The 17,371-nt window shown below is 65.4% G+C and carries 15 protein-coding genes and 1 tRNA gene; 6 read left to right on the top strand and 10 right to left on the bottom strand.

The genetic code is table 11. The features are described 5' to 3' along the window. Nucleotides 1-10: 10 nt before the first annotated feature. On the bottom strand, nucleotides 11-889 hold the full coding sequence (locus AC4ELS_RS28430) for a LysR family transcriptional regulator (RefSeq protein WP_498886295.1): 879 nt from the start codon (nucleotides 887-889) through the stop codon (nucleotides 11-13). Between the two features lie 87 nt (nucleotides 890-976). On the opposite strand from AC4ELS_RS28430, the gene AC4ELS_RS28425 reads away from it, so the two are divergent. Beyond that, entirely contained in the window at nucleotides 977-1,726 is a 750-nt protein-coding gene (locus AC4ELS_RS28425) for an SDR family oxidoreductase (protein WP_491840519.1), read from the top strand. 76 nt (nucleotides 1,727-1,802) lie between these two features. On the opposite strand, the gene AC4ELS_RS28420 is transcribed toward AC4ELS_RS28425, so the two are convergent. The 7 genes from AC4ELS_RS28420 to aceE all read right to left on the bottom strand — a co-directional run bounded on the left by AC4ELS_RS28420 (nucleotide 1,803) and on the right by aceE (nucleotide 11,498). Beyond that, nucleotides 1,803-3,227, bottom strand: coding sequence for an acyl-CoA carboxylase subunit beta (locus AC4ELS_RS28420; protein ID WP_064878014.1), 1,425 nt, complete (start codon nucleotides 3,225-3,227; stop codon nucleotides 1,803-1,805). A gap of 47 nt (nucleotides 3,228-3,274) precedes the next feature. After that, nucleotides 3,275-4,528: a 3-oxoacyl-ACP synthase KasB gene (kasB, locus tag AC4ELS_RS28415; RefSeq protein ID WP_448443304.1), complete on the bottom strand. Its 1,254-nt coding sequence runs from the start codon at nucleotides 4,526-4,528 to the stop codon at nucleotides 3,275-3,277. A gap of 74 nt (nucleotides 4,529-4,602) precedes the next feature. Beyond that, nucleotides 4,603-5,853: a 3-oxoacyl-ACP synthase KasA gene (gene kasA, locus AC4ELS_RS28410; RefSeq protein ID WP_448443302.1), complete on the bottom strand. Its 1,251-nt coding sequence runs from the start codon at nucleotides 5,851-5,853 to the stop codon at nucleotides 4,603-4,605. Next, a complete protein-coding gene (gene acpM, locus AC4ELS_RS28405; RefSeq protein WP_003884427.1) occupies nucleotides 5,850-6,146 on the bottom strand; it encodes a meromycolate extension acyl carrier protein AcpM in 297 nt (98 codons plus the stop codon). The genes kasA and acpM overlap by 4 nt, the downstream gene beginning before the upstream one ends. 88 nt (nucleotides 6,147-6,234) lie before the next feature. After that, on the bottom strand, nucleotides 6,235-7,155 hold the full coding sequence (locus tag AC4ELS_RS28400) for an ACP S-malonyltransferase (protein ID WP_499050813.1): 921 nt from the start codon (nucleotides 7,153-7,155) through the stop codon (nucleotides 6,235-6,237). A gap of 173 nt (nucleotides 7,156-7,328) precedes the next feature. After that, nucleotides 7,329-8,612 (bottom strand): PucR family transcriptional regulator, encoded by a 1,284-nt coding sequence (locus tag AC4ELS_RS28395; RefSeq protein WP_463791318.1) that lies wholly within the window; start codon nucleotides 8,610-8,612, stop codon nucleotides 7,329-7,331. A gap of 96 nt (nucleotides 8,613-8,708) precedes the next feature. After that, nucleotides 8,709-11,498 (bottom strand): pyruvate dehydrogenase (acetyl-transferring), homodimeric type, encoded by a 2,790-nt coding sequence (gene aceE, locus AC4ELS_RS28390; RefSeq protein ID WP_448443300.1) that lies wholly within the window; start codon nucleotides 11,496-11,498, stop codon nucleotides 8,709-8,711. A 145-nt stretch (nucleotides 11,499-11,643) separates the two neighbouring features. Between aceE and AC4ELS_RS28385 the strand changes: the two genes are divergently transcribed. The 4 genes from AC4ELS_RS28385 to AC4ELS_RS28370 all read left to right on the top strand — a co-directional run bounded on the left by AC4ELS_RS28385 (nucleotide 11,644) and on the right by AC4ELS_RS28370 (nucleotide 13,418). Beyond that, nucleotides 11,644-12,216 carry an Rv2240c family protein gene (locus AC4ELS_RS28385; protein WP_236734730.1) on the top strand — a complete coding sequence of 191 codons (573 nt, stop codon included), beginning with the start codon at nucleotides 11,644-11,646 and terminating at the stop codon, nucleotides 12,214-12,216. 147 nt (nucleotides 12,217-12,363) lie between these two features. Further along, a complete protein-coding gene (locus AC4ELS_RS28380; RefSeq protein WP_499050305.1) occupies nucleotides 12,364-12,801 on the top strand; it encodes a DUF3052 domain-containing protein in 438 nt (145 codons plus the stop codon). Nucleotides 12,802-12,829: 28 nt separating this feature from the next. Beyond that, nucleotides 12,830-13,291 carry a peroxiredoxin gene (locus tag AC4ELS_RS28375; protein ID WP_499050810.1) on the top strand — a complete coding sequence of 154 codons (462 nt, stop codon included), beginning with the start codon at nucleotides 12,830-12,832 and terminating at the stop codon, nucleotides 13,289-13,291. 52 nt (nucleotides 13,292-13,343) lie between these two features. Next, nucleotides 13,344-13,418, top strand: a tRNA-Val gene (locus tag AC4ELS_RS28370). A 10-nt stretch (nucleotides 13,419-13,428) separates the two neighbouring features. On the opposite strand, the gene AC4ELS_RS28365 is transcribed toward AC4ELS_RS28370, so the two are convergent. Together AC4ELS_RS28365 and AC4ELS_RS28360 are read right to left on the bottom strand one after the other, a co-directional pair. Beyond that, nucleotides 13,429-13,731 carry a hypothetical protein gene (locus AC4ELS_RS28365; protein WP_499050303.1) on the bottom strand — a complete coding sequence of 101 codons (303 nt, stop codon included), beginning with the start codon at nucleotides 13,729-13,731 and terminating at the stop codon, nucleotides 13,429-13,431. Nucleotides 13,732-13,992: 261 nt separating this feature from the next. After that, nucleotides 13,993-14,763, bottom strand: a complete 771-nt coding sequence (locus AC4ELS_RS28360; RefSeq protein WP_499050301.1) for a response regulator transcription factor — start codon at nucleotides 14,761-14,763, stop codon at nucleotides 13,993-13,995. Between the two features lie 351 nt (nucleotides 14,764-15,114). On the opposite strand from AC4ELS_RS28360, the gene AC4ELS_RS28355 reads away from it, so the two are divergent. After that, a complete protein-coding gene (locus tag AC4ELS_RS28355) occupies nucleotides 15,115-17,346 on the top strand; it encodes a SulP family inorganic anion transporter (protein WP_499050298.1) in 2,232 nt (743 codons plus the stop codon). Nucleotides 17,347-17,371: the final 25 nt, after the last annotated feature.

The raw sequence follows: 17,371 nt of genomic DNA, 5'->3' as shown, positions 1-17,371 counted from the left end.
TCTGGTCTGGCTACGACTGGGCCAGCAGCGCATCGCGCACCGCTGAACTCGTGTGGCGTTGCCACATCGCCTGGGCACCCACCAGGAGCTCCGGTTCCAGATCGATCACCGCCACGCGGCCGCCCATCACGGAACCGGCAGGGGCGGTGACGAATGCGATCGCGCCCGTGGTCAGGGGAGCGGTAACCGTGGCCGAGCCCTGCACCCGGCTGACCACGTAGTCCGGTTCGAACCCGGCGCGGCGGCAGGCGCTCAACAGGAAGTCGCTGTAGTAGGAGCTGCCGGGCGGCGCCCACAGCGCCAGCCGTTCGTGAGCGAGATCCCGGATGTCGACCACGTCGCGCGTGGCCAGCCGGTGGGTGGCCGGCACAGCCAGCCGTACCCGGTGATACCCGACCACCGCGGTCGACAGCACGTTGGTGGGCACCACGCCGCGGCGCAACCCGAGTTGAACGGTGCCGTCGAGCACGCCGTCGGTCAACTGGTCGGGGTAGAGCTGACGGAACGTGAACGACGTCTCGGCGAACTCTTCGATGGCGGATTCCATGATTTCGTACACCTCGCTTCCGCTCAGAGCGGGCGTGTGGCCGACGACGTAGTTCTCCTCGGCGCCGGTGGCCGTCCGTTCGACGTGCTGGGCCAGAGTGCGTGCCGCGGCCAGCAACGTACGTCCCTCCTCGAGCAACAGATCGCCCGCCCTGGTCAGGGCGACACGGCGGCCGACACGCACGAAAAGTGCTGCTGCCAACTCCTTTTCCAGCTGCTGTACCGAGCTGCTCAAAGCTTGCTGGCTCAGGTGCAGTGTTGCTGCCGCGGAGGTGAAGCTGCCTGCCTCGGCGACTGCGACGAAGTGGCGAAGCCGGCGCAGATCGGGGAGATGTGCTGACACCACCCCACTCTATCGACAAGCAATGCTTGTGAAAACGTCGGAATTTTGCGTTTTTCATTTGTTGATGGTCTGACTAGCGTCGAGGCCATGAGCAAACTAGAGGGAAAGTCTGCAATTGTTGCCGCGGGTGCGAAAAACCTGGGTGGTCTGATCAGTGCGACGTTGGCTTCGAGGGGTGTCAACGTCGCGGTTCACTACAACAGTGCCTCCAGCGAGGCCGACGCCGACAAGACGGTGGCGGCAGTACAGGCCGCCGGGGTGAAGGCGGTCAAGGTGCAGGGCGACCTGACGGTGCCGGCCAATGTTGAGAAACTCTTCGACACGGCCATCGACGCCTTCGGCAGTGTGGACATCGCGATCAACACCGTCGGTAAGGTACTGCGGAAGCCGTTCGTGGAAACCACTGAGGCCGAATATGATTCGATGTTCGACATCAACGCCAAGGCGGCCTACTTCTTTCTGCAACAGGCAGGCAAGCGGCTGAACGACAACGGTTCGGTGGTCACCATCGTCACCGCGTTGCTGGCGGCCTACACCGACGGGTACTCGACCTACGCGGGCTCCAAGAGTCCCGTCGAACACTTCACCCGGGCCGCCTCCAAGGAATTCGGCGTCCGCGGCATCAACGTCAACAACGTCGCCCCCGGCCCGATGGACACGCCGTTCTTCTACCCGCAGGAGACCCCGGAGCGGGTCGAATTCCACAAGTCGCAGGCGATGGGCAACCGGCTGACCGAGATCACCGACATCGCCCCGCTGGTCGTGTTCCTGGCCGACGAGGGCCACTGGATCAACGGGCAGACCATCTTCGCCAACGGCGGTTACACCACCCGCTGAAACGCCGAATGGCCGGTTATTGCACGGCTATTGGCCTGAAATGTGCAATAACTGGCCATTCGCGCCAGCTGAAGAGTTACAGCGGGATGTTCTTGTGGCGGCCGCGCCGGTGCGGGGCCTCGGCCAGCGCCTGCGTCAGCTTGCTTCGAGTGTGAGCCGGATCGATCTTCTCGTCGACCACGCCGATCTCGATCGCCGAATCCACACCGCCGGCGATGCGCTCATGCTCGATGGCGAGCTCCTCGTGCAGGGCATCCCGCTCCGCGGCATCCTCGACTGCCGCCAGCTTGCGCTTGTGCAGGATGCCGACGGCGGCCTTGGCGCCCATCACGGCCACCTCGGCGTCCGGCCAGGCGAACACCTTGGTGGCGTTGAGCGACCGCGAGTTCATCGCGATGTAGGCGCCGCCGTAGATCTTGCGGGTCACCAGGGTGACGCGGGGGACCGAGGACTCGCCGAAGGCGTGCAGCAACTTGGCGCCGCGACGGACCACGCCGCCCCATTCCTGATCCACGCCGGGCAGGTAGCCCGGAACGTCGACGACGACCACCAGCGGAATGCCGAAGGCATCGCAGAGCCGCACGAAACGGGCCGACTTCTCGGCGCTTTCAGAGTTCAGGCAGCCGCCGAGACGCAGCGGGTTGTTGGCGATGACGCCGACAGACCGGCCGGCCAGGCGACCGAGGCCGACCACGATCGACGGGGCCCACTTGGCCTGGAACTCCTCGAACGGCACACCCTCGTCGAGCAGAGCCTCGATGATCGGGTGCACGTCGTAGGCGCGGCGAGCCGACTCGGGCATCAGCGCGGCCAGGTCGGTGTCGCCGGCCTCGGCCTTGTTGCGATCGAAATGACCCTGCTGGCTGAACAATCCGACCAGACGGCGGCCGCGCTCGTAGGCATCGAGCTCGTCGTCGGCGACGATGTGGCACACACCGGACTTCTTGTGGTGGGCGTCGGGTCCGCCGAGCGACACCATGTCGACGTCCTCGCCGGTGACACTGCGCACCACGTCCGGACCGGTGACGAACACCTTGCTGTCCGGGGCCATGATGATCACGTCGGTCAGGGCGGGACCGTAAGCCGCACCGCCCGCGGCGAATCCGACGACCACAGAGATCTGCGGGATGTAACCCGACGCCCGGATCATCGCCTCGAAGACCAGGCCGACCGCGTGCAGCGCCTTGACGCCCTCGGCCAGCCGCGCACCACCCGAGTGCCAGATGCCGACGATCGGGCTCTGCTCCTCGATCGCGGTGTCGTAGGCGTTGACGATGTGGGCACAGCCCTCGATGCCCATGGCGCCGCCCATCACGGTGCCATCGGTGCAGAACGCCACCGTGCGAACACCGTTGACCGTGCCGGCCGCCGCCAGCACGCCCGAGCGGTCCCGCTCGTGCAGCAGCTCGACGCTGCCGTCATCGAAGAAGGTCTGCAAGCGCAGCAGCGGGTCGCGGGGGTCGAGCGACTCGGCGGCGGTTTCGGGGGCCATGATCGTCATGTAGGTCTCCTTTAGTGGAAAGCTCTGGGGCGCCGTAGTTCGGGTTCTCAGTACTTTCCGAAGGCGAGCGCGACGTTGTGCCCACCGAATCCGAACGAATTGTTGATGGCGTACTTGAAGTCGCCTTGCCGCGGCTCACCGGCCACCACGTCCAGATCGATCTCCGGATCGAGGTTGCGCAAGTTGAGCGTCGGAGGAATGACGCCGTCTCGCAGCGCCAAAACCGTCAGGATGGACTCCACCGCACCGACCGCACCGACCGAATGGCCGAGCGCGGACTTGGGCGCGTAGACCGCGGGCACGTGGCCGCCCATCGCATTGTTGATTGCTTTCCCCTCGGCCACATCGCCGACGCTGGTGCCGGTGGCATGCGCGTTGATGTGGTCGATGTCTGAGGGCTGCAGACCCGCCAACTGGATGGCCCGGGTCATGGCATAACCGGCCTGCTCACCGTTGGGGTCCGGCGCCACGATGTGGTAGCCGTCGGAGGTCACGCTCGCCCCCATGAGGCGGCCGAGGATGTTGGCGCCACGCGCTTTGGCGTGCTCCTCGGTCTCGATGACCATGAGGGCGCCGCCCTCGCCGAACACAAAGCCGTTGCGGTCCTTGTCGAACGGCCGACAGGCACCTGCCGGATCATCGTTGGTATTGGACAGCACGATGCGCATCTGCGCGAAGCCGGCGATCGGCACTGCTTCGATCTTGGTCTCGACACCACCGCAGATCGCAATATCGGCTTCGCCGAGCACGATCTGGCGCCAGGCGTTGGCGATCGCCTCGGACCCCGAAGCGCAGGCCGAGATCGAGGTGGACACCCCGGCCTTGGCCTTGCGATCCAGCCCGACGGCCGCCGCCGCACCATTGGGCATGTACATCTGCACCACCAACGGCGACACAGCGCGCAATCCCTTGGTCCGCATGCCGTCGTAGGCGAACACCAGCTCCTCGGAGGAGCCCATGCCCGTGCCGATCGACACCATGAGCCGTCGGGTATCGACCTCCGGGGAGCCAGCGTTGGCCCAGACCCGGCGGCCGATCACCGTCGACATCTTCTGCAAATATGACAGTCGGCGCAGTTCTACCCGCGACAACTCGTGATCGAAGTCCTCCAGGAGATGACCACCGATGCGAACCGGTAGGTCGTACTCCTCGACGAACGAATCGGTGAGAGTGCGGATGCCACTCTGCCCGTCGAGCAGCTTCTTCCAAGTGCTTTCAGCATCGGTTGCCAGCGCCGTTGACATGGCTACGCCGGTGACAACCACATTGGGAAAACCATTCCCGGTGGACAATCCCGCCATATTTACGGAGTTCTTCCTTCCGTGCATTCCCTCGGTTTTACCCTCGGGGTTACCTACCGGACGTCTGCCCGTCCTCAGTACTTCCCAAAGGCCAGAGCCACATTGTGGCCACCGAACCCGAACGAGTTGTTGATGGCGTACTTGTAGTCGCCATAACGAGGCTCGCCCGCAACCACATCGAGATCGATCTCGGGATCCGGTGTCTCGTAGTTCAGCGTCGGGGGGATCACCCCGTCCCGCAAGGCGAGCACCGTCAACACCGACTCGAGGGCACCGACGGCACCGATCGAGTGACCGAGGGCCGACTTCGGCGCGTACACCGCAGCGTTCTGACATCCGGCAACCCGGATGGCATTGGCTTCGGCAGTATCACCGATCGGGGTGGCCGTGCCGTGGGCATTGACGTGGTCGATGTCCTTGGCATCCAGCCCGGCCGTTTCCAGAGCCCGCTTCATCGCGGCACCGGCGCGAACGCCGTTGTCCGCCGGAGCGACCATGTGGAAGGCGTCCGAGGTGATGCCGGCACCCATCAGGCGGGCCAGCGGCTTGGCGCCACGAGCCAGGGCATGCTCCTCGGTCTCGATGATCATCATCGCGCCGGCCTCGCCGAACACGAAGCCATCGCGATCCTTGTCGAACGGCCTGGACGCACCCGCGGGATCGTCGTTGCGGGTCGACATGGCGCGCATCATCGAGAACGCTGCGATCGGCAGGGCCTCGATACCGCCTTCCACGCCGCCGACCACGGCGAAGTCCGCGTCACCCATCACGATCTGACGCCAGCCGTGGGCGATGGCCTCAGAGCCCGACGAGCACGCCGACACCGGGGTGATGACCCCGGCACGGGCGCCCAGCTCCAGGCCGGCGACCGCGGCCGCACCGTTGGGCATGATCATCTGAACGGCGAGCGGGCTGACCTTGCGGATCCCGCCCTCGTTCATCGCGTCGTAGGTCTCGACGATCTTCTCGCCGCCGCCGAGACCGGTGCCGATCACGACCGCGAAACGATCAGCATCGACCTCGGGCGCACCAGCGTTCTTCCATAGCCGGCGGGCCAGCACCAGAGACATGCGCTGCACGTAGGAATTACGGCGCAACTCGATGCGGGTGAGGTGACTGTCGATGTCGTCGACGAGGTGACCACCGATACGCACCGGAAGGTCCCACTTGGTGACGAAGTCGTCGGTCAACTCACGGATGCCGCTTTCTCCGGCCAGGAGGCCCTTCCACGTGCTCTCGATGTCAGCAGCGAGCGCCGTGGTGGCCTCCACGGCAGTCACCACGACGTTCGGGAAGCCTCCGTTAGCAGTGGAAGGTTTTGTCATTCCGAGCCAAACTTCTCGCGCAGGGCGGCGGCGGCCTCGGGGTTCTCTTCTTCGAGCTTCTGGATGTAGGAGACCACGTCACCGACGGTGCGCAGGCCGGCCAGATCCTCGTCGGGGATCTTCACGCCGTACTTGTCCTCGGTCTGCACGGCGATCTCGACCATCGACAGCGAGTCGATGTCCAGGTCGTCGACGAAGCTCTTCTCGGGGGTCACCTCAGACGGCTCGATGCCGGTGACCTCTTCGATGATCTCGGCGAGACCGGCGATGATTTCTTCTTGACTGGCGGCCACAATGGCTCCTTCTTGTTGTTGACAGCCCTCCGGGTGCGGAGGACATATGGGACGTTCGGTTGATGCTGCTATTCAGTTGTCGCAGGACTTACAGCTCGTCCAGCCCATCCAGGTCTGCTGGGGTCTTGACCGCGCGCGTCGGTGTGCCCTTCAGTTCACGCTTGGCGATGCCGACCAGGGTGCCCGCCGGCGGGAACTCGACGATCCCGGCGCGCTCGGCGCCCTGGAAGCGATCCCGCAAGGTGGCGGTGCACAGGTCCCAGCGCACCGGCTTGGTCAGCTGGGACACCAGCTTCTCCATCGCGTCGGCGGCCGAGGCGACCGGCTGGCCGTCCGCGTTCGACAACAGTGTCGCAGTGGGCTCTGTGGTCGTTACAGACTCGGCGGCGGCGGCGTAGCCCTCCAGCGCGGAGGCCATGTACTGGGTGTGGAATGCGCCTGCGGTGGCCAGCTGACGGACGCGGGCCTTGGCCGGCGGATCCTCGGCGAGCTTCTCCAGCGCGGCGACCGCTCCGGCGGCCACGATCTGGCCCGCGGCGTTGCGGTTGGCGGGGACCAGGTCGAGTGACTCCAGCCTGGCCAGCACCTCGGCCTCGTCGCCGCCGAGCACCGCGGACATACCGGTCGGCTCGACCGCGCAGGCCTTGGCCATCTCGGCGCCACGGGTGGCGGCCAGCTTGACCGCATCATCGGCGGAGATGACGCCGGCGATCGCGTAGGCCGCGATCTCGCCGACGGAATGGCCCGCGACGATGGTCTCAGCGGTCTGGGGGAGGCCCCGCTTGGTCAGTTCCTCATACGCCAGCAGGGTGGCGGCCACGACCAGCGGCTGGGTCACCGCGGTGTCGGTGATCTCCTCGGCGGTGGCGGTGGTTCCAAGCCGCGCCAGGTCCAGGCCGCTGATCTGCGACCACGTGGCGAGGCGATCGGCCGCACCGGGCAGCTCCAGCCAAGCGGAGAGCATGCCGGGCGTCTGCGATCCCTGTCCGGGGGCAAGCAATGCGAGCACGGGTTGAGGCACGTCATTAAGAGAACACTGTGAAGACGGTTTTGTGGGGTGTAAGAGATTATGAACCTTGTCTTATGTTTTTGTAGGTTCCCCACAAAAGTGCATGTTATGCGACGTTCCCTATATCGCAGCGCAATCTGGCACAGGCCTCTTCGGCGGCAAGTGATTCAAGATCAGGCCCGCTGCCGAGTGGAATGAGCCGGGCGAATCGCCGAGATGGCGGCGCTACCACCATATGGCGTGCTCGGCTGGTATGCCTGTTTGCTCAATCTGCCGACCGTCGACGCAACCCGCAGCACGTAGGCGTCCCGGGGAACGACCGGATCGCGGCCGGTGAAGTCGCCGATCCGTTTGAGCCGGTAGCGCACCGTGTTTGGATGAACGAACAATTTGCGTGCACAAGCTTCTATGGCGCCCCCGGAATCGAGGAACGCGTCGAGCGTCTCCGTCAGCGCCGGGCCGGCGTCGGCCAATGGGCGCATGACCTCGGTTTCCAGTGCGGCGATCGCAGTCTCGTCTCCCAACAGGGCCCGCTCGGGCAGAAGCTCGCGTGCTGACACCGGGCGGGGTGCGCCGGGCCAGCCGGCCACCGCGTTCATGCCGGAGATCGCCTCGGTGGCGCTGCGATACGCAGCCGTCAGGGCTGGGGACGTCGGCCCGACTACCACCGGGCCGTCGGCGAACACCGACAGCAGGTCGACGAGGAAGCGGTCGGTTGCTGACAGGGGGCCCGACACAATCGTTACCAGCCAGGTCCCGTGCACGTCGGACAGTGCCGCCCGGTCATGGCGCTTCACGACGTCGTGGATGTCGTCGCGGGCAAGATCCAGCCGGTCCGGACGCGGCAGACCCACGATTACCGTGGCCGGAGCGGTCGCGTCCCAGTTCAGTGCCGCCGCCTGGGACTGCAACTCGGGTCCGGTGTCCCCGCGCACCACGGCGTCGACGACGTTGGCCTCCATCCGCAGATCCCAGGCCCCGCGGGCCTCGGCCTGGTCGGCATACGCGCTGGCCGCCGCGAACGCCAGGTCCCGGCTGTAGCGCAGGATGCCCGCGGTCAGCGCGTTGAGCTGCTCTTCGGATCGGGCCAGCATCGGCACCACCTCTTCGAAGAACTCCATCGAGGTCCGGACCATCTCGACCGATTGGCGTAGGGCGATCCGGCGCCGCAGGTCCTGTGGCACCACCTCGAAGGCCTGCGCGGTGTAAGAGACGTCGCTTTCCGGGTCGCGCATCCACTCGACGAAGTTCACGACGGCGGTTTGCACGACTAACTGCACGCTCGCGCGCTGCGATGCGTCGAGATCGGAGAAGAAGTCGAGGCGCTCGGCCATGGCGTGGACCGCCTCGGTGGCCAGCCTGCCGGAATACTGCTTCAACCGGCGCAGCGTCGACTCGGGCACGCTCTCAAGGACCTCGACGGTCGATTTGGGCGGCACGAACCGCTTGTCAGCCATCCCTAAAAGCTACGCCAAGATTCTGGTGGATTCCTCCAAGAGCGCCGCTCCGAGGGCTGTCGCTCCCTTAAGAGAGACAGCCCTCGGAGCCCTCGACTAGGCGCTGCCGGTGTCGACGTAGGACACCGCTGCGGCGAACACGTCGTCGATCTTGTACTGCTTGGCCGCCGCGATGGGCACCGAAGGATCGATCTCCCCGTCACGGGCCAGGCCCTCCAGCGCTGCCACCACGACCGACTCGGCGTCGGTGTTGAAGAAGCGCCGCGCCGCCGGGCGGGTGTCCGAGAAGCCGAAGCCGTCGGTACCCAGGGTGATGTAGGTACCGGGAACCCACGGCCGGATCTGCTCGGGCACCGCACGCATCCAGTCCGACACCGCCACCACCGGGCCGGCGGCATCGGCCAGCGCGCTGGTGACGTGCGGGGTGCGGGCGGGCTGATCCGGATGGCGCAGCCGGTGCCGCTCGATCTCCACGCCTTCACGATTGAGCTCGCCCCAGCTGGTCACCGACCACACGTCGGCGGCCACATCCCACTCCGCCGCCAGCATGTCCGCGGCGCGCAGCGCCTCGGGCATCGACACGCCCGACGCCAGGATCTGAGCGGTGTTCGTGCGCTTCTCGGGCGCCTGCCGGTAGCGGTACATGCCGCGCAACAGGGCCTCGGTGTCCAGACCGGCCGGCTCGGCGGGCTGCACGTAGGGCTCGTTGTAGATGGTGATGTAGAAGAACACGTTCTCGGCGTGCTCGCCGTACATCCGCTGCAGGCCGCTCTCGATGATGTGGGCGATCTCGTAGGCGAACGCCGGGTCATAGGTCACCGCGGCCGGATTGGTGGACGCCAACAGCAGCGAATGACCGTCGGCGTGCTGCAGGCCCTCACCGGTCAGCGTGGTGCGCCCGGCCGTCGCGCCGAGCACGAAGCCCTTGGCCATCTGATCGGCGGCCGCCCAAAGACCGTCGCCGGTGCGCTGGAACCCGAACATCGAATAGAAGATGTAGATCGGGATCATCGGCTCGTTGTGGGTGGAGTACGACGTGCCCACCGCGGTGAACGACGCCGTCGACCCGGCCTCGTTGATGCCCTCGTGCAGGATCTGGCCGACCTCGGATTCCTTGTAAGCCAGCATGAGTGCGGAGTCCACCGACGTGTACAGCTGCCCGTTGCGGTTGTAGATCTTCAGGCTGGGGAACCACGAGTCCATGCCGAAGGTGCGGGCCTCGTCGGGGATGATCGGCACCAGGCGCGGACCGATGTTCTTGTCCCGCAACAGTTCCTTGAACGTGCGCACCGTCGCCATCGTGGTGGCGACGGACTGGTTGCCCGAGCCCTTCTTCAGCGCCGCGTAGGTGTCGGCCGCCGGTAGTGCCAGCGGCGTCGTCTTGTTGCGCCGGGCCGGTACGAACCCGCCCAGGGCGCGGCGACGGTCCAGCAGGTACCGGATCTCGGGGGTCTCCGGTCCCGGGTGGTAGTACGGCGGCAGGTAGGGGTCTTCCTCGAGCTGGGCATCGGAAATCGGCACCCGGGTGACGTCGCGGAAATCCTTGAGGTCTTGCAGCGCAAGCTTTTTCATCTGATGCGTCGCGTTGCGCCCCTCGAAGTGGCTGCCCAGGGTGTAGCCCTTGATGGTCTTGGCCAGGATGATCGTCGGCTGGCCCTTGTGCTCCATCGCGGCGCGGTAGGCGGCATAAACCTTGCGGTAGTCGTGACCGCCGCGCTTGAGGTTCCAGATCTCCTGATCGGTCATCGGCTCGACCAGGGCCTTGGTGCGGGGATCGCGACCGAAGAAGTGATCGCGCACGTAGGCGCCGTCGTTGGCCTTGTAGGTCTGGTAGTCCCCGTCGGGCGTGGTGTTCATCAGGTTGACCAGCGCGCCGTCGCGGTCCGCGTGCAGCAGCGCATCCCACTCGCGGCCCCACACCACCTTGATGACGTTCCAGCCCGCGCCGCGGAAGAACGACTCCAGCTCCTGGATGATCTTGCCGTTGCCGCGTACCGGACCATCCAGGCGCTGCAGGTTGCAGTTCACCACGAAGGTCAGGTTGTCGAGCGCTTCGTTGGCGGCCACCTGGATCAGGCCGCGGCTCTCCGGCTCGTCCATCTCACCGTCGCCGAGGAACGCCCACACGTGCTGATCGGAGGTGTCCTTGATGCCGCGGTCGTGCAGGTAGTGGTTGAACCGGGCCTGGTAGATCGCATTCATCGGGCCCAGGCCCATCGACACCGTCGGGAATTCCCAGAAATCCGGCATGAGTCGCGGGTGCGGGTACGACGGCAGGCCGCCGCCGGGGTGGCTGTGCTCCTGACGGAAACCATCCAGTTGGTCGGTCGTCAGCCGGCCTTCCAGGAAGGCCCGGGCGTAGATGCCGGGGGAGGCGTGACCCTGGATGAAGACCTGGTCGCCGCCGCCCGGGTGGGATTTGCCGCGAAAGAAGTGGTTGAAACCGACCTCATACAGCGACGCCGACGACGCGTACGTCGAAATATGGCCGCCCACACCGACTCCCGGACGCTGAGCGCGGTGCACCATGATGGCCGCGTTCCACCGGATCCAGGCGCGGTAACGTCGCTCGACGTCCTCGTCGCCGGGGAACCAGGGCTCCAGTTCGGTCGGGATGGTGTTGACGTAATCGGTCGACGTCAGGGCCGGGATGGCGACGCGCTTCTCGCGTGAGCGCTCGAGCAGTCGCAACATCAGGTACCGGGCCCGCGCCGGACCGGATCGCTCCAGCAACTCGTCGAACGACTCGAGCCATTCCGCGGTCTCGTCGGTATCGATATCCGGAAGGTAGGAGGCAACCCCCTCCCGAATGACCCTCACCCGGTCGGGTTCGGCTGCAGTAGAGGAGTTTTGGGCCAGATCCTGGCGCACGAACTCGGTGGTCAACTTCCGCTCCTTGTTAGGCGGTAACAACTGACAGTGCTTGTGGCACCTTCTATCGTCCCCCCATCTTGCCGCCTCCGTGCCGCTGGGGGTGGGGGTGCGTAAGTTACCCATGAGTTGCTTTGTGAACCGGTAACGTCTGCAGATCGTGCCGGTTGATGGGCGATTTGGGGCAAAGGCGGGGATTGCCGCGCGCGCACTCGGCGGGGCCGCGGTGATCGCCATGGTCGTAGTGGGTTGCACGTCCATTACCGGCGGTACCGCAGAGGTCGATTCCGCCGCGGCCCCCGAATACCGGGCATCGGTGACGGCCTCGATCGAAGAGTCCTCGTTGAGCTCGGTGGCCCGCGAATCCGAACGCCAGGCCTCGCTGACCACGCGCGCCGTGCACACCGTGTGCGAGGACCTCAGCACCTCCGTCGTCGACGCGGTCAATGCGGTCAACGGCTACGTCGAGGCGGTCAACAACGGGGGTGACACCGCGGCCAAGGCCGGCCCCGCGATCGACGGGCTCAACCGCAGCGCCGATCTGGTCGGTTCCGGCCTGTCCGACGCGCTGTCCCCGGATCTGCACGCCGCGCTGACCGAGTGGATCGACTCGGCGAGAGCCCTCGTCACCGCCATTTCCGGGCATGTCGGCGCGGATCAGTTCAACGCGGCATCTGAGCGCTCGAACGCCGCGCGAGAGAACGCACTGACCAGATGCGACAAGGCCTACTGACAGGTGAGCGGACAAACTCGCCCGCCGGACACCCGCACTGATGCCTCGTCGTGCGACGATAGATCGCAACACGCATCGCGCACGCGAATGAACAAGTGATGGTCAAGTCTTGAGAGAGGCTCGAGAAGAGGTTAAGGAGGACCGACGGTGGTCGCGGCGGGGACGGACTCAAGCCCGAACTACGCCCACATACTGGGCATCCAGAAGGATCAGATAGTCCAGGAACTGGGTTGGGACGAGGATAGCGACGACGACATCCGGGCCGATATCGAAGAAGCGTGCGGATCTGAGCTGGTCGATGAGGATTCGGACGAAGTAGTCGATGTCGTATTGCTCTGGTGGAGGGACGACGACGGGGATCTCGTCGACCGGCTGATGGATGCCATCACCCCACTCGCCGAGGACGGCGTGATCTGGGTGGTGACTCCCAAGACCGGTAAACCCGGGCACGTGCAGCCCGCGGAGATCGCCGAGTCGGCGCCGACGGCCGGTCTGATGCAGACCTCGTCGGCCAAGTTGGGGGATTGGACGGCGAGCCGGTTGGTGCAACCCAAGTCGAAATCGGCGGGCAAGCGGGGGCCGTGATGAGCACTCGCGCGAAGAACAGACGGTGATGCTCGCTGTCGGTGCCCCGGCGCCCGATTTCACGCTCCGGGACCAGAACGGCAGGCCCGTCACCCTCAGCGCCTACCGCGGCGCCAAGGACGTGCTGCTGGTGTTCTTTCCGCTGGCGTTCACCGGCGTGTGTGAGGGCGAACTCGGAGAGATCCGCGACAAGCTGCCGCAGTACGAGAACGACCACACCGCGACCCTGGCCATCTCGGTCGGCCCACCCCCGACGCACAAGATCTGGTCCATCGAAAGTGGATTCACGTTTCCGGTGCTCGCCGATTTCTGGCCGCACGGCGCGGTCGCCCAGGCCTACGGCGTGTTCAACGACGAAGCCGGGTATCCGAACCGCGGCACGTTCGTCGTCGACAAGGCCGGGAAGGTCCGGTTCGCCGAGATGATGGACCCGGGCCAGGCGCGGGATCAGGCGGTGTGGCGGGAGGCACTGGCGGCATTGCAGGCTTGAGCAGGCTTGAATTTCCGGTCACGCCCCTGCGGCGTGTACCGTGCCTGCGACGGGGCGCGTAGCTCAGTGGTAGAGCTCTGGTTTTACACACCAGCGGTCGGCGGTTCGATACCGTCCGCGCCCACCAAAGATCATCATCAGCCCGTCGGTTCGTCATCCTTGCAGTGCAGGTCGACGTAGACCGTGGTGTAGCGCGTTTGGGTGCCGACCTGGCCGGCCGGTCCCCGGATGATCCAGTTGTTCTTGACGTCGTGGCCGTCGCGCACCGCACTGACGGTGCACTGATCCACCGAGTTGTTGCCGACCTTGGCGACGATGACGTTGTAGCCGTCGGCCTTCAACTTGTCGATGGTCTCCTGCGCGGACGGGTTCGACGGTGCGGCGACGGCGGGAGCGGCCGTTGTAAGGCTTAGGGCCGCTGCGCCTCCGATGATCGCCACAACACCGATAATTCGGCTATATAGTGATCCTTTCATGATTGGAAACACCACCTTTCCAGTAGGTGAAATATCCTTCAGTCTAAGTTCGAATAGAGGTGACAACGACCACCTCATATCGAAATCACATGATTTCACGGGGCGGTTTCCCATGGAGAATTCATATGAATCGAATGGGTAACTCACAGGGGATTCAGTGGAAATGATGGCCACCGTCATAGGGTTCGCCATCGGCGGTCGTAAGGTGAATTGCGCTCTAGAGAGTCATTCCCCTGGCCGCAGCATGTATCCGACTCCACGAACGGTGTGGATGATCGGCGAACGGCCGGTGTCGATCTTCTTCCGCAGATATGAGATGTAGAGGTCGACGATGCTCGACCGGCCGCCATATCCGTAGTTCCACACCCGGTCCAGAATCTCGGCGCGGCTGAGTGCACGGCGCGGGTTGCGCATCAAGTAGCGCAGCAGCTCGAATTCGGTGGCGGACAACGACACGGGGACCCCGTCGCGCAATACTTCACGACTGGCGTCGTCAAGCATCAGATCGCCCACCTGTAGCGTCTCGACCTCCGGTGATGCCACGTCACCGGACCTGCCCAGCAGGCCCCGTAGCCGCGCCATCAGCTCCTCGAGGCTGAACGGCTTGGTCATGTAGTCATCGGCTCCCGCCGCCAGCCCCGGTGCGCGGTCCATTACCGAATCGCGCGCAGTGAGGAGCAGGGTTGGCGTATAGCTGGCGGACTCGCGGACGCGTCGCAGAACCTCCAGGCCATCGATATCGGGCAGCATGACGTCGAGCACCACGACATCCGGGTCGGTCTCGTCGAAACTTCTGACGGCTTCCTGGCCGTTGCGAGCGACCTCCATGACCCAGCCCTCGTAGTGCAGGGCCATCTTCACCAGGTTGGCCAGCGCAGGCTCGTCATCCACCAGCAGAACTCGAATGGGTGAACCGTCGGCACGGTGAATGCGCGGCTGCTGACCGAGGACGGCCCCCTGGGGTCGCTGCACACCTGTGACAGACACCGACGTCATGATTCCATTTTCCTGGCGACTGCTATCGCTGTCACCGAGGTCATATCGACTCCTAATGTGCGCAGCTCGCGGTACGTTGAATGACGCTTCGAACTGCATTCGACACGCAAATATTTGGGTTCTCTATGCGTCAGTCCGCATTGCTTGACGTTACTTTCCGACGATTAATAGCCTGGTAGTGGAAAACGGGTAAGCGTTGATCGCCTACCCGCGGGTGAATTTGTTCGTGAATATTGCACAGCTTTCTTTTGGTGTCGACAGCGGCGACGAAAAGCTGCCTCGCCGACGTTGCCGTTTCGGGTCTGATCCGGCGCCGACCATCGACCGAAGGAGCCTGCCATTCAGCAGCGATTGACGCCGGCCGCACAACGGCCCGCCGACGGGCCCGTTGGCTCGTCGGAGCAGTCGCGTCTGCATTCACTGCTGCGCTATGACCTGCCGGCGTCGCTCGTCGTCTTCCTCGTCGCGCTGCCGTTGTCGTTGGGTATCGCCGTTGCCTCCGATGCACCTGTGCTCGCCGGAATAATCGCCGCGATCGTCGGCGGCATCGTGGTGGGCATTCTGGGTGGCTCACCGCTGCAGGTGAGTGGGCCGGCCGCCGGGCTGACGGTCATCGTCGCCGGCCTCGTCGCGGAGTTCGGTTGGGCTGTCACTTGCGCGATCACCATCTGCGCCGGCGTACTCCAGGTCTTGCTGGGGCTCAGCCGGATTGCCCGCGCGGCGCTGGCGATCTCGCCGGTCGTCGTACACGCGATGCTGGCCGGCATCGGAGTCACGATCGCCTTACAGCAGACTCACGTGCTGCTCGGCGGTGACTCCGCAAGCTCCGCCTGGCGCAACGTCACCGGACTACCCGGGCAGGTAGTCGATGCGCACGGGCCCGCGACCTTCCTCGGCCTGCTCGTCATCGGCATCCTCGTCGGATGGCGCTGGATGCCGGCGCGGGTGAAGGTGGTGCCCGGCCCGCTGGTGGCGGTCCTCGGCGTGACTGTGCTCTCGCTCGTCGCACCATTCGATGTCTCGCGGATCAAGATCGACGGCTCGCTGGCAGATGCCCTGCAACTCCCGAACCTGCCCGACGGCAACTGGGGTGCGTTCGCCACGGGGGTCCTGACGGTGGCATTGATCGCCAGCGTCGAAAGCCTGTTGTCCGCGGTGTCGGTAGACCGCATGCAAAGTCGCGCTCCGCGCACCAATTTCGACCGTGAGCTGATCGGTCAGGGGGTGGCCAACATTGCGTCGGGCTCCATCGGCGGCCTGCCGGTGACCGGTGTGATCGTGCGCAGCTCCACCAACGTTGCCGCCGGCGCCCAGACCCGCGCGTCGGCGATCCTGCACGGTGTGTGGGTGCTGGCGTTCGCGGTGCCGTTCGCGGGTCTGGCCAAGATGATCCCGACGTCGGCGCTGGCCGGTCTACTCATCGTGATCGGCATACAACTGGTCAAATGGGCTCACATCAAGACGGCTTGGCGCACCGGCGACCTTGCGGTCTACCTCGTCACGATCATCGGTGTGGTGTTCCTCAATCTGCTCGAGGGCGTGCTGATCGGCCTGGCACTTGCCATCTCGCTGACCGTCTGGCGGGTGGTTCGGGTCAAGATCACCGCCGATCCGACCGGCGACGGTGAGTGGCGCGTCGTCATCGACGGTTCGGTGACTTTCCTGTCGCTCCCAAGGCTCAACAGCGTGCTGGCATCGGTGCCGGAGGGATCGCATGTCACCGTCGAGCTGTCGGTCGACTTCATCGACCACGCCGGTTACGAGACCATCGACTCCTGGCAGCGACAGCAGGTCGCGTCGGGCGGCAGCGTCGACATCCACGATGTCGGCGCGGTGGAGATGGACAGCGCCGTCGCTGGGCCGCCGATGCGTGGATTCACCCCCATCGACAAACGCACCGGCGTCGCGCCCTGGAGTTCCTGGCAGCCGCGGCTGCGCCCGTCGGTGCTGCACGGGCTGGCGGTCTATCACCGCCGCACCGCGCCGTACATCCGGCCGCACATGCAGGAGTTGCAGCACGCACAGCGTCCCGAGACGCTGTTCATCACATGCGCCGACTCGCGGATCGTGCCCAACGTGATCACCAGCAGCGGACCCGGCGACCTGTTCACCGTCCGCAACGTTGGTAACTTCATCCCGACCGGACGGCAGGACGTGTCGGTGGACGCTGCGATCGCATTCGCGGTGAAGGCCCTCGACGTGTCGTCGATCGTGGTGTGCGGGCATTCCAGCTGCGGTGCCATGAACGCGGTATTTTGCGATGGCCCAGGCCAATCCACTGGTGACGAAGTGCTGGACACCTGGCTGGAGTACGCACGGCCGACCCTGGCTGCCTTCGACGGTGGCCGCCATCCGATCGCGCAGTCGGCAGCCGCCGAAGGGTTCGACGCCGTTGATCAGCTGAGCATGGTGAACGTGGCGTTGCAGGTGCAGACGCTGACCGAGCATCCGCTGCTGCGCGAGCATTATCAGCAGGGGCGGCTCGACATTCTCGGGCTGTTCTATGACATCCCGAGCGCGGCGGTGCTCCGGGTGACGCTGACCGAGGTGGGCGCATTCGAGCTGGGACACGCGCGGTCGTAGGGGCGAACCCGGACCGTCGTGCCAT

This window comes from Mycobacterium shunyiense (assembly GCF_058270035.1).
Note: the sequence above shows the minus strand (reverse complement) of the source record. Positions and strands in the feature narration are given on the sequence as shown.